Consider the following 12,567-nt stretch of genomic DNA (forward strand, 5'->3'; position numbering starts at 1 on the left):
CGTGCCGTCGAGCTTGCGGGCGCCGACGGTCGTCGAGCCGTCGCGCGCCGAGACAGGCGTCGCGCCTCGCCGCCCCTTGTCGTTGCCGGACGCGCACTTACTCGCTGGCCGGTTCTGTCCGCCCGACACATAGGCGGGACGCACGGCGGGAGTTTCGACGCTTTCACGCTGCGGAATGTCCGCTGACGGAACCGGAGGGGGTTGCCGGCGAACGAAGGGCTCCGGCGTCTGGTCGACGAGGCTTTCCTGCGGCTCGGCATAAGCCATCCGCTCGGCGACGGCCCGCGCGCGTTCGGCGGCGCGCTCCGCGCGCTGCGCCCGCTCTTCGGCAAGCCGCTGCTGCGCCTGGGCGGCGCGGGGATCTTCAGTGATCGCTTCCGCGGTTCGCACCGAAGAGCCGCCGTCGATGTGTTCTTCGATCAGCCCGGCCATGGCGCGATCCCGCGCGTAACCGGTCTTGCCGCCCATCACCACGGCGACGATGTGACGTCCGCGACGGCGCACCGAGGTGAGGAGGTTGAAGCCGGACGCGCGGGTGTAGCCGGTCTTGATGCCGTCCATGCCCTCGACCTGGCCGAGGAGATGATTGTGGTTTCGGTGCAGCGCGCCATTGTAGGCGAAGCTTGGCGTTGAGAAATAGCGATAGTAGCGGGGAAAGCGGTCCTGGATGGCGCGTCCGAGGATGGCGAGATCATAGGCTGTCGTCACCTGGTTTGGATCCGGCAGGCCCGAGGCGTTTTCATAATTCGTATTGCGCATGCCGAGCGAATGCGCCTTGCGCGTCATCATCTGCGCGAAAGTATGCTCATCGCCGGCGACGTTCTCGGCGATCGCGCAGGCGATGTCATTCGCGGATTTGGTGACGACCGCCTTGATCGCATTGTCGACGCTGATCGTCTGGCCGGGGCGCAGACCGAGCTTGGACGGCGCCTGCGCCGCGGCGTGCTGGGAGATCATCAGCGGCGAATCGAGGCGCAGCCGACCCCTTTCGATCTGCTCGAACAGGAGATAGAGCGTCATCACTTTCGTCACGGAGGCGGGGTGACGCAACTCGTGCTCCGAACGGGAATAGAGCGTGCGTCCGCTATTGGCGTCGACGACAATGGCCGAAAAACCCCGATGCTCGCCAACGATGGGATCGCTGGCCGCTTGCGACCGCGCGGCCGTGGCGCGCTTAGCGGAATCGCCGCGATGGTGGTGGTGTCCCCGTCGCGCCTCCGCAGGCGCGACTGAAATCGCGATCAGGGTCAGAACCGTGGCAAAGCTTGCCGCGAGGGAGCGGGACCGTGACAGACGGTCCGACGAACTCGATCTCAGCATTCACGCGCCTCATGACTTCACTGTTGGTTGCGCGACCGTCCGGCCACGTCAAAAGTGACGATTCAGCAAACTAAGCGCTTGCGGTTACCCGCGGGTTAAGCGCTAGCCTGACGCCCGTGACGATTTTTGCGTCGCAACAATTTTATTGACTTTATTTTGTGCATTGCATATAAATAAATCGTCGCAGGCGTATAGCGCCGCATAAGGCGCCTTTGCGCCAAAATCATGAGGACGAACCCATGGCAAATAACTTTGACAGCGTTCAGATGCTCGGCAAGGAGCAGTTCGAAGCCATGTCCGCCGCCGCCGCCGCGGTGACGAAGGGCTGGCAGAGCATCGCCGCCGAGACCACGGATTATTCCAAGAAGTCCTTCGAAAAGAGCCGCGTACTGGCTGAAAAGCTCATTGCGGTCAAGAAGATCGACGAAGCCTTCCAGCTCCAGAGCGATTTCGCCAAGACCGCCTATGAGGATTTCATCGCCGAAGCGACCAAGCTCGGAGAGATCTATAGCTCGATGGCGAAGGAAGCGTTCAAGCCGATGGAATCGGCGGCGAAGGCCTATAGCCCTGCCGAGTGACATGCGTTAAACACGTTCGTCCAAAACGCGGCTAGGACATACCGCTCCGGGGAGGCGTTTCGCCTCCGCCGGGCTTTGAGCCGAGCGCTGTGACGCTTTTTCGCTGGACCTTTGGCGCAGCGACGGCAGAACGGCCGCGTTACCGAAGGAGCATTACATGAGACATGGAAAGCCGGCGATTGCCGCCGGAGTCCTGCTTGGCGTTTTTTTCTCGAACGCCGTAATGACCCCCGCTTTTGCGCAGGACGTGCGCATCGGCTGTTCCCTGGTTCAGCAATATGGCGGGGCTGAGGTCAACGCCGTTCTCAGCCAGGTCCGTTCCAACGTGGGCGAGACCGAGGCGAATGCGCTTCACGCCAAATATGTCGGGCTGAAAAACGATTGCTCGTCGAACCATAACGCGTTCCGCGTGGTCCGCCTCTCGCCCGCAATGAACCGGCTGCTCAACGAATACGGCGTGAACGTTCACCGCTTCACATATTGAGCGATCGCGCGCCTGCCGCCCGGACCTGAAGGCGTCGGGGCGGGAGAGTTTCGATGCGGGGCGATCGGCTGTAGAATCTGCCCTGATTCCGCCGCGCCCCATCGAGGCCCCAGATCATGCCAGCCGCCGAAGCCGGCTTTGTCCATCTGCATGTCCACACCGCTTTTTCGCTGCGCGAGGGCGCGCTGACGCTCGGCAGGCTCATCGACCTCGCGGTGCGCGACGAGCAGCCGGCGCTCGCCGTCACCGACACCAACAACCTCTTCGCCGCGTTAGAGTTTTCGGAGAAAGCCGCAAAAGCTGGGATCCAGCCGATCGCGGGCGTCCAGCTTCGCGTCGATTTCGGCGACGGAAAGGACTCGGCCGGCGCGGCGCGCGACGATCGCTTCGCCAATATCGTTCTCATCGCCAAGACGGAGGCCGGCTATCGCAATCTGATGCGATTGGGCTCGCGCGCCTTTCTTGAAACCGAACAGGGCGACGAGCCGCATGTGAGGCTCGACGCGCTGGCCGCCGACGCGGACGAGCTGATTGCGCTGACCGGCGGCCCGGATGGCGCATTGGATCGCGCATTGGCCAATGGGAGGCCGGAGCTGGCGCGCACGCGCCTCGCGGCGCTCGAGCGCCTCTATGGCGACCGGCTCTATGTCGAAATCCAGCGGCACAATCTGCCGAATGAGCGGGACGTCGAGCCGCAACTGCTTGACCTCGCTTATCGCCGCGGCTTGCCGCTGGCGGCGACGAATGAGCCTTACTTCGCTCAACCTGCTGATTTCGAGGCGCATGACGCGCTGCTCTGCATCGCCGAAGGCGCCGTGACCGGCGTCGATGATCGGCGACGGGTTTCGCCGGAGCATTATTTCAAGACACGGGCGCAAATGCGCGCGCTGTTCGCCGATCTTCAGGAAGCGACCGCGAACACGCTGGAGATCGCCCGCCGCGCCAGCTTCAGACCGAAAACCCGCAAACCGATCATGCCGCGCTTCGTGCAGGAGGCGCGCGACGCGCGTTCGCTCGACGAGATCGAAACGCAGGAACTGCGGAGTCAGGCGCTGGAAGGGTTGGAGCAGCGTCTGGCCGCGCATGGTCCGGCGGACGGCCGAAGCCGGGAGGAATATGCCGCGCGGCTCGATTTCGAATTGAGCACGATCGAGAAGATGGGGTTTCCCGGCTACTTCCTGATCGTGTCGGATTTCATCAAATTCGCGAAGTCGCAAGGCATTCCCGTCGGTCCGGGGCGCGGCTCCGGCGCGGGGTCGCTCGTCGCCTACGCCTTGACCATCACCGATCTCGATCCGCTCCGCTTCGGTCTCTTCTTCGAGCGCTTCCTGAACCCCGAACGCGTCTCGATGCCCGACTTCGACATCGATTTCTGCCAGACTCGGCGCGGCGAAGTGATCGACTACGTCAGGCGCCGCTACGGCGCCGACCGGGTCGCGCAGATCATCACGTTTGGCTCCTTCCTGGCGCGGGGAGTCCTGCGCAGCGTCGGCCGCGTTCTCGAAATGCCGCTCGGACAGGTCGACAAGCTCGCCAAGCTCGTGCCGCAGAACCCGGCAAAGCCCGTCACGCTGGCCGAGGCGCTGGCGAGCGAACTGAAACTGCGCGAGGCGGTGGAGGAGGACGAGCGCGTCCGCCGCCTGTTCAAGATCGCCGGATCGCTCGAAGGGCTCTACTCGAACGCCTCGACCCATGCCGCCGGCGTGGTCATCGGCGACCGGCCGCTGCATGAGGTGACGCCGCTCTACCGCGATCCGAAGTCCGACATGCCCGCGACCCAGTTCAACATGAAGTGGGTCGAGCCGGCCGGGCTGATCAAATTCGACTTCCTCGGCCTGAAGACGCTCACCGTGCTCGCCACGGCGAGCGCGCTGGCCCGCCGCCGGGATCCCGATTTCGATCTCGCGAAGGTGCCGCTCGACGATCCGGCGACCTATGCGCTGTTAGGCCGCGGCGAGACGGTCGGGGTTTTCCAGTTGGAAAGCGCCGGAATGCGCAAGGCGCTGGTCGAGATGCACGCCGACCGCTTTGAGGACATCATCGCGCTGGTGGCGCTCTATCGGCCCGGCCCGATGGCCAACATCCCCACCTATTGCGCGGTGAAGCTCGGCGACGAGGAAGCGGACTACTACCATCCCAAGATTGAGCCGATCCTGAAGGAGACCTTCGGCGTCATCATCTATCAGGAGCAGGTGATGCAGATCGCCCAGGTGCTTTCCGGCTACACGCTGGGCGAGGCCGACATGCTCCGCCGGGCCATGGGCAAGAAGATCAAGGCCGAGATGGACGCTCAGCGCGAGCGCTTCGTCAAAGGCGCGATCGAACGTGACGTGAAGGCGGGCCTCGCCAATTTCATCTTCGACCTGCTGGCGAAATTCGCCGACTATGGCTTCAACAAGAGCCATGCCGCGGCCTATGCGCTGATCGCCTATCAGACCGCCTGGTTCAAGACGCATTATCCCGCGGAATTTCTCGCGGCCTCCATGACCTTCGACAAAAGCCAGACCGACAAGCTTGCCGAATTTCGCGACGAGGCGCGGCGGATGGGCATCGCCGTCGAGCCGCCGTCGATCAATCATTCGGGCGTCGACTTCGACGTCGCGCCCGGCGGCGACGGAAAGCTCGCGATCCGCTATGCGCTGTCGGCGATCAAGGGCGTCGGCGAGGGGCAAGCGGAGTCGCTTGCGCGCGCGCGCGGCGGGCGCCGATACGCGAGCCTGGCCGATGTCGCGAGACGGCTGAACCCCCGCGAAGTGAACAAGAAGACTCTCGAGAACCTCGCGGCCTGCGGCGCCTTCGACGAAATCGAAACCAATCGGGCGCGGGTGTTCGCCGCGATCGAGCCAATGCTCGCCGCCGCGAACCGGCACGCCGACGACCGCAAAGCCGGGCAGAATGCGTTGTTTGGCGAAGCCGAGCCGGCGGACCTCGCGGTACCCAAGACGCCGCCCTGGACGGCGGCCGAGACGTTGCGGCGCGAATTCGAAGCCGCGGGTTTCTTTCTTTCGGGACATCCGCTCGACGCGTACGCCGGCCTCCTGCCCAAGCTCCGCGTGTCGCGGTGGAGCGAATTCGCCGCCTCGGTCAAGTTGGGGGCGACCGCCGGCCGTCTCGCCGCCGTGGTCCTGGACCGTGCGGAGCGGCGGACGAAGTCCGGGTCGAAAATGGGCATCGTGCAGCTTTCCGACGTCAGCGGCCAATATGAGGCAATCCTGTTCCAGGAGGGCCTGACGCAATACCGCGACCTGTTGGAGAAGGGCGCGGCGGTGCTGGTCACGCTTTCGGCGGCGGTGGAAGGCGAGGACGTCCGGGCTCGCATCGTGACCGTCGAGCCTTTGGCCGCAGCGGCGGCGCGGGCGCAGAAGGGGCTGCGCGTCGTCGTCGGCGACGAGGAGCCTCTCGATGGGATTAAGACCAGACTGAGCGGCCGGGGCGACGGGGAAGTGTCGATCCTTCTGAAGCGCGACGCCAGCCGGGAGGAAATCGAAATCCGCCTGCCGGGGACCTATCCGGTCAATGCTGACGTGGCCGGCGCGCTGCGGGCGATCCCCGGCGTGCTCGAGGTCGAGTATTTCTAGCAAAATTCATTTTAAACTATAACTTTAAGTCATAACATACTGATATTTATTGATTTAATACCAATATTCATCACAGGGATTTTGGCTGAGAAATCCCGGCGCGGGCGCGCCGAAAATTCCGTCCGGTCCTCGGGAACAAAACCCCCGCATGATCGTTAACCCGGCGTCAGCGTTAACGATCTCTTTCCTTGCTCGCCCGGGAGGCATCCATGGACGCGACGCTCTCCGCCACAGCCGCAATTGTCGGGGCGCCCAATGCGCAGTTTCTCGCCTTGTTGCTCATCGGCGGCGCGATCGGCTGGTTCGCGACGAAGCTTTCGCATTTGATGCATTCGCATGTGACCGCTGGAGCTTTGCTCCTTGCGGCGGTCACCGGCGCATGGCTGTCGGCCGAATTCGCGGTGCGCGCCGGAGTCGGGCCGCGCGGCGCCGACGCCGTGCTGATCGCGGCGGCGTTTGGGGCGGCGCTGTTCTGCGCCGGGTGCCGGGCGCTGCATCAGTTTAACGGCTCGGCTGACGACATTGCCCTCTGGCGTTGATGCGCCTAGCTTGGCGAGAGAGGAGTCTCTCCGCCTTTGACCGTGCTCGATCTCTTGAACGACGATCCGCGAAAAAAGCGGGACGCGTCGCATCTCCGCCACCCCGAAAAAGCGAACCGGCCCGACGGACCGATCCTGCGCAAGCCGCCATGGATACGGGTCAAGGCGCCAGGTTCGAAGGCTTGGGCGGAGACGAGCGTCCTGTTGAAGGACGCGGGCCTGTCGACGGTGTGTCAGGAGGCGGCCTGTCCCAATATCGGCGAATGCTGGGAGAAGAAGCACGCCACATTCATGATCCTGGGCGAGATCTGCACGCGCGCCTGCGCGTTCTGCAATGTCGCCACCGGTCTGCCGAACCCGCTCGATCCCGGCGAGCCGGGCAGGGTGGCGGAAGCTGCCCGCGCGCTCGGCCTGTCGCATGTCGTCGTCACCTCGGTCGACCGCGATGATCTCGCGGACGGCGGCGCCGGCCACTTCGCGCAGACCATCGGCGCGATCCGCTCAGTCTGTCCGGATACGACGATCGAAGTCCTGACGCCTGACTTCCTGCGGAAGCCCGGCGCTCTGGAGCAGGTCGTCGCGGCGGGCCCCGACGTTTTCAACCATAATCTGGAGACCGTGCCGGGGCTCTATGTCACGGTGCGGCCGGGCGCCCGCTATTTCCACTCGCTGCGGCTGCTTCAGCAGGCCAAGGAGCTGAACCCGTCGCTGTTCACCAAATCCGGCATCATGGTCGGCCTCGGCGAGAGCCGCCTCGAAGTGATGCAGGTGATGGACGATATGCGGTCGGCCGACGTCGACTTCATCACCATCGGCCAATATCTGCAGCCGACCCGGAAACATCGCGCCATCGAGCGTTTCGTGACGCCGGAGGAATTCGAATCCTATAAGACGCTCGCCTACGCCAAGGGCTTTCTCTATGTCGCCGCGTCGCCGCTGACCCGGTCATCGCACCATGCCGGCGAAGATTTCGCCAAGCTGCGCGAGGCGCGGCTGCAGAGGCTCGCCGTCAGCCAAGCGGAACAAGCGTAAGGTAAGCCCCCTTCGGCGCGAAGCGGCCGCCTGGCAGGGAGGAGGGGTCGCGACCCGCGGCGGGCTGAACGACATTTCGCAGCGCGCTGAAACGCGTTTCGCCGGCGGCGGCCTTGGGCCGCCGGCCTCCCCGCCAGCCGGATTCGCTGCGCCGGCGCTTAAGCGCTCAGCGCAGTGGAGATTTCCGCGAGAGTGGCGCGTTCGGCGTCGCTGACCTTCACGCCGCCAAAGCCCAGGAAGCCGCCTTCGACGCCCGCTTCCGCGACCAGATTGGCCATTTGATTCAGCCAATTCTTGAACGCCTTCGACTCATTCGGCGCCTTTGAATCGAGAATCGACGCGGTGCGGCGCAGTTCGCTGAGCGCGCGATCCTTGAATTCGGCGGGCTTTGCGCCGTCGACGACGCCCTTGATGCCCTCGCGCGCGGCGGCGCGTCCGTCCGCGGTCAACAGGTCATTGACGACCGCCTTCACGAGCGCATCCACATTGGGATCTGATTTTGCCTGGGCCAAAACTTTCGCGCTCGCGAATCCCTCCTGCAGCGTGCCGATGAAGCCGCTGGGATCGCCGGCGCTCACGGCGAAGCCGGCCAGCAGCGGCGATTCGAGAACTTTTTTCCACTCATCCGCAGTGAAATTTGTTTTGTCCGCCATTGTTTCCTCCATCGAGCGCTCGGCCTCTTGAGAGGCAGCGGGAGCTCGTCGATAGAACTACGCCCTGGCGCAAATGTTCCAGCCGCCGGAGCGCGGCGGCTTTTGCCGCTCCCGCCAATGAATTAGAAGCTTTGGCTCATGAAGAGTTTCCGCAACCGGCGCCATGTCCCGCACAGCGCTGCAGAAATGTTCGAATTGGTGCGCGACGTCGCGTCCTATCCGCAGTTCGTGCCGCTCTGCGAGGGCATTCGCGTCCGCCGCCGGTCCGAGGTTGCGCCGGGGGTGGAAGTCTCCATTGTCGAGATGCAGGTCGGCTTCAAGGCGATCTGCGAACGCTATGTGAGCCGAGTCAGCTGCGACTCGAACAAGCTGGATATCCGGGTCGAATGCGCCGAGGGTCCGTTTCGCAAGCTCGACAATCGGTGGACGTTTCGCGACGAGCCGGGAGCCAGCGCCGCCGCGCCCCGGTCGACGGTGGATTTTTTCATCGCCTATGAATTCAAGAGCATGGCCCTCGGCCTGGTGATGGGCGCGATGTTCGACAAGGCGTTCCACAAATATTCGGACGCTTTCGCCAAGCGTGCGGATGAGGTTTACGGCCGCCGCTGAGCCGCCGCGACCGTCGCGATCATCATCTCCAGCGCCTGCGCGACGGAGGCGGCGCGGATCTCGGCGCGCGAGAGCGAGCCAAAGCGCCGCTCGACATGGTCGACGCCGCCGTTCCGACTGGCGCAGGCGAAGTGCACGAGCCCCACGGGCTTTTCTTCCGTGCCGCCGCCGGGGCCGGCGACCCCCGTCACCGCGACTGCGACGTCGGCGGCGGATCGTTCGAGCGCGCCTTGCGCCATTGCGCGCGCCACTTCGGCGCTGACGGCGCCATGCGCGTCAATGAGCGCTTGCGCGACGCCGAGCATGTCGCTTTTCGCGGCGTTGGAATAGGTGACGAAACCCCGGTCGAAGACGTCGGAAGCGCCGGCGATTTCGGTGAGCGCCGCGGCGACGAGGCCGCCGGTGCAGGATTCGGCCGTCGCCAGACGCAGGCCTTTGCAGCGAGCGCCGTCAAGCAGCGAGATAGCGTTTACGTATGGCATATGTTTGCTCATTACGTATCCCATAAAACATAGTTACGTTGTTCATAAGTCATTGGCGGGCTTTCCCCGTAGGGCTTTGACGTCGCCGCGCTGTTTCTTGCCGGCGAGCCGCCGGAGTTTCGACGCGAGCGTCGGTCGGGTCTTCTTGCGCGGCGGCGGGGGCGGCGCAGCGGCGGCGCGGATCAGCGCCAGCAGCCGTTCGAGCGCGTCGGCCCGGTTGCGCTCCTGCGTGCGGTGGCGGCGCGCGTCGATCAACACGACGCCTTCCTTGGTCAGCCGCCGGCCGGCGAGGCGCGCGAGCCGCGCTTTCACTTCATACGGCAGACTGGGCGAATTGCGCGCGTCGAAGCGCAGCCGCACCGCCGTTTCGACCTTCTGCACGTTCTGGCCGCCAGGCCCCGAGGCGCGCGCAAATTCTTCCACGATTTCCCACTCGTGGAGCGCGATTCTTTCGGTCACGCGGATCATGACGGGCCTCGGCTCTGCAGAGCGGTCTTATAGCAGAAGGCCGTGGGCGGTTGTTTGGTTTGATCGCGCGACGGGCCGCCGCCGCGGCGGCAAATGTCCTGGGCCGCCCGCATGGCGCCAGACGAACCTCGGCCCTCGCATGAGGGTCAACGAGCGGTCGAAGCATCGCGTCCGAACGGAAGGGTCCCCAAGCGTCATTGCTCAAAATATTCAACAAAAATAGCAGCTTATAAGTCGTTTTTGATGAAAGCGCCGCCGCGCTCCCGCCGTCGGCGCGCCTGGCTTTGGCTTCTCTGTTCGCTTTCCCGCCGCTGCGCGTTAGGATTTGATGCGGTAAGCCATTCGCTTCGAGGCGATTTATGACATTTCATTTGAGAAAGATAACGCAGCATCCCGCCGAGACTGGGATCGTCGCATTTCTTATCCTCTTTAGCTGTTTCGTCGGCTGGATCGGTTGGATGGTTCTGCCGCGGCTGGGGACGGCGCTCGAGCAGGGCGGCGTCGACGACATCAATAAATTGACGCTCACGGCGGCCGGCGTGTTCGGCGTCTATTTCCTCGTTTGGCGGACCTGGATCGCCGATCGGCAAAGGCATGTGGCGCAGGAGCAGCTCTACATGGGGCTGCTGACCAAGGCGATCGAGCAGCTGGGCGCGACGCGGGATGAAACCGTCGACGATGGTGGGGTGCGGACCGCGGCCAATCGGGAAGTGCGCCTTGGCGCGATCTACGCGCTTGAGAAGCTCGCGGCCGATTATTTGGCGCTGCACTGGCAGATCATGGAGGTGCTCTGCGCCTATGTCAGGATGAACGCCGGCGATCCCGATCCGTGTGCGCCGGAAATCCAGGCGATCTACGCCAAGCGTCCGGCCGAGCGAAGCGAGGTCGAGCATGCGACGCTGAAAATGCGCGCGGCTGAATTGGGGCCGTCCGTCGACGTGCAGGCGGCGCTCACCGTCGTGGGTCGGCGCTCCGAAGCGCAAAAGGCGCATGAGCATCGCAGCCGGCGTCTGACGCGGCCGCGGCGGCTCGATCTGTCGCGCTGCCATCTCGCGGGCGCCGATCTGGCGCGGCTCGATTTCGACGGCGCCGTCTTCACCGGCTCCTGCCTGGAAGGCGCCATTCTCTTCCGCGCCAGTTTGAGGGACACGTTGCTCGACGAAGCGCATCTGCAAGGCGCGAAACTCGAATCCGCCCTGCTCGACGATGTCCTGATGTTCGACTCGCATCTGCAGGGCGCGCGCCTTGCCGGCGCGTCTTTGCGCTTCGCCCACGTCGGCGATTCTCATCTCGAGGGGGCGCATTTGGTGGAGGCCGACCTCGAGGGCGCGAGGCTGCATGGCGCGCACCTTCACGGCGCCGCGCTCCACAATGCCGTCGGTTTGAACGACAATGATCTTGGCCGGGCGCATGGCGACCACCGTACGGTTATCCCGGACGGGTTATCGCGCCCCGCGCACTGGACGGCGGGAGACGAAGCCGGCAAGAAGAATTCCGCCGCCTAACGGGGGATGGCTTCACTTTGGCCTGACGAATGACGGCGCTGACTTCTTGTCAGTCGCTCACGGCAGCCGCACCGTGGCGATCGCCAGCGCCGCCATGCCTTCCTGACGGCCGGTGAAGCCCAGCCTCTCGGTGGTCGTCGCCTTGACCGCGACGCGGCCAATGTCGACGCCCATCGTGGCGGCGAGGCTTTCGCGAATCCCTTCGCGGTGCGGGCCGATCTTCGGCGCTTCGCAAATGATCGTGGCGTCGACATTGGCGATGGCGCCGCCGCGCGCGCGCACGAGGTCGCAGGCGCGCGCCAGGAAGATCGAGGACGCCGCGCCCTTCCACTGCGGATCGGACGGCGGGAAGTGCGCGCCGATGTCGCCCTCGGCGATCGCGCCAAGGATGGCGTCGGTGATCGCATGCGACAGCACGTCGGCGTCGGAATGGCCGGCGAGGCCGTGCGTATGCGGAATCGAGACCCCGCCGAGCCACACGGCGTCTCCCGGCCCGAAGGCGTGCACGTCATAGCCCTGACCCATGCGAATGTCGGGGAGATCGGCGAATCCGGGTTGCTTGAGCAGCTCCATGGCGCGGGCGAAGTCCTGTTGCGTGGTGAGTTTGAAATTGGCGGCGTCGCCTTCAAAAATATGCACCTTCACGCCGGCCGCCTCGGCGATCATGGCGTCGTCGGTATATTCGCGCCCGCCCGCCGCCGCCGCGCGATGCGCCTCCAGGATCAGATCGAAGCGGAATGATTGCGGGGTCTGCACGGCGCGGAGTCTCGCCCGATCCGGGGTGGCGACCACGATCCCCGCGGCGTCGATCTCCTTGATCGTATCCGCGAGCGGCACGCCCGGGGCGGCGGCGCCATGAATTTCGGCGGCTTGGATCGCGCGCCCGACCAGAGCGGCGTCCGCGAAGGGACGTGCGGCGTCATGGATCAGCACGATGTCCGGCGCGCCCTCGGCGGCGAGCGCCTCAAGGCCGTTTCTGACGCTTTCTTGCCGACTTGCGCCGCCGAACGTCGGCGTCATGAGCCGCTCCCGCTCCCAGGACGCGAGCTCTGCTGCGCTTGCGGCATAGTGTTCAAGGTCGTCCTTATGGATGACGACCTTGAGAGAGGCCTGGGGCATGGCCATATGCAGTCCGCGCAAGGTTCGCGCGAGCAGAGTCGGCCCGGCGAGCGCACGGTATTGTTTTGGCAGGCCATCGCCGGCCCGCGAGCCGCGCCCCGCGGCGACGACGAGAATGGCGATTGAGGATTGGTCGTGAGCGGCGCCCATGCCGCTCTCTGTCGGGGTTTTCGCCCGCGGCGTCAAATGCCAAGGGGCGG

Annotated in this window: 12 protein-coding genes; 7 read left to right on the forward strand and 5 right to left on the reverse strand. The window is 64.8% G+C overall.

Translation table 11 applies throughout. The features are described 5' to 3' along the window. On the reverse strand, positions 1-1,320 hold a 1,320-nt coding region (locus tag AB7F41_RS07540; protein ID WP_428406499.1), incomplete at its 3' end, for a D-alanyl-D-alanine carboxypeptidase family protein. 239 nt (positions 1,321-1,559) lie between these two features. Here AB7F41_RS07540 and AB7F41_RS07545 point away from each other — a divergent pair. The 5 genes from AB7F41_RS07545 (at position 1,560) to lipA (ending at position 7,531) form a co-directional block, all read left to right on the forward strand. Further along, positions 1,560-1,898, forward strand: coding sequence for a phasin family protein (locus tag AB7F41_RS07545; RefSeq protein ID WP_428380897.1), 339 nt, complete (start codon positions 1,560-1,562; stop codon positions 1,896-1,898). Between the two features lie 157 nt (positions 1,899-2,055). Beyond that, entirely contained in the window at positions 2,056-2,382 is a 327-nt protein-coding gene (locus AB7F41_RS07550; RefSeq protein ID WP_428380899.1) for a hypothetical protein, read from the forward strand. Between the two features lie 116 nt (positions 2,383-2,498). Further along, positions 2,499-5,960 (forward strand): DNA polymerase III subunit alpha, encoded by a 3,462-nt coding sequence (gene dnaE / locus AB7F41_RS07555; RefSeq protein ID WP_428380901.1) that lies wholly within the window; start codon positions 2,499-2,501, stop codon positions 5,958-5,960. A 209-nt stretch (positions 5,961-6,169) separates the two neighbouring features. Then, positions 6,170-6,499 carry a hypothetical protein gene (locus AB7F41_RS07560; protein WP_428380903.1) on the forward strand — a complete coding sequence of 110 codons (330 nt, stop codon included), beginning with the start codon at positions 6,170-6,172 and terminating at the stop codon, positions 6,497-6,499. 36 nt (positions 6,500-6,535) lie between these two features. After that, entirely contained in the window at positions 6,536-7,531 is a 996-nt protein-coding gene (gene lipA, locus AB7F41_RS07565; RefSeq protein WP_428380905.1) for a lipoyl synthase, read from the forward strand. A 158-nt stretch (positions 7,532-7,689) separates the two neighbouring features. Here lipA and AB7F41_RS07570 read toward each other — a convergent pair whose 3' ends face one another. Further along, entirely contained in the window at positions 7,690-8,184 is a 495-nt protein-coding gene (locus AB7F41_RS07570; protein ID WP_428380907.1) for a hypothetical protein, read from the reverse strand. A 138-nt stretch (positions 8,185-8,322) separates the two neighbouring features. On the opposite strand from AB7F41_RS07570, the gene AB7F41_RS07575 reads away from it, so the two are divergent. Continuing rightward, positions 8,323-8,793, forward strand: coding sequence for a type II toxin-antitoxin system RatA family toxin (locus AB7F41_RS07575; protein ID WP_428380909.1), 471 nt, complete (start codon positions 8,323-8,325; stop codon positions 8,791-8,793). On the opposite strand, the gene AB7F41_RS07580 is transcribed toward AB7F41_RS07575, so the two are convergent. Together AB7F41_RS07580 and arfB are read right to left on the reverse strand one after the other, a co-directional pair. Beyond that, on the reverse strand, positions 8,778-9,287 hold the full coding sequence (locus AB7F41_RS07580) for a CinA family protein (protein ID WP_428380911.1): 510 nt from the start codon (positions 9,285-9,287) through the stop codon (positions 8,778-8,780). The two genes, AB7F41_RS07575 and AB7F41_RS07580, sit on opposite strands and share 16 nt — an antisense overlap. A gap of 30 nt (positions 9,288-9,317) precedes the next feature. Then, positions 9,318-9,743 (reverse strand): alternative ribosome rescue aminoacyl-tRNA hydrolase ArfB, encoded by a 426-nt coding sequence (gene arfB / locus AB7F41_RS07585; RefSeq protein ID WP_428380913.1) that lies wholly within the window; start codon positions 9,741-9,743, stop codon positions 9,318-9,320. Between the two features lie 359 nt (positions 9,744-10,102). Between arfB and AB7F41_RS07590 the strand changes: the two genes are divergently transcribed. Beyond that, complete coding sequence (locus tag AB7F41_RS07590) at positions 10,103-11,248, forward strand: pentapeptide repeat-containing protein (protein ID WP_428380915.1); 1,146 nt, start codon at positions 10,103-10,105, stop codon at positions 11,246-11,248. Positions 11,249-11,305: 57 nt separating this feature from the next. Here the strand turns inward: AB7F41_RS07590 and AB7F41_RS07595 are convergent, their stop codons facing one another. Further along, entirely contained in the window at positions 11,306-12,517 is a 1,212-nt protein-coding gene (locus AB7F41_RS07595; RefSeq protein ID WP_428380917.1) for a bifunctional 2-C-methyl-D-erythritol 4-phosphate cytidylyltransferase/2-C-methyl-D-erythritol 2,4-cyclodiphosphate synthase, read from the reverse strand. Positions 12,518-12,567 lie beyond the last annotated feature (50 nt).

It is taken from the genome of Methylocystis sp., assembly GCF_050251305.1.
In the GTDB taxonomy this organism is placed as follows: domain Bacteria; phylum Pseudomonadota; class Alphaproteobacteria; order Rhizobiales; family Beijerinckiaceae; genus Methylocystis.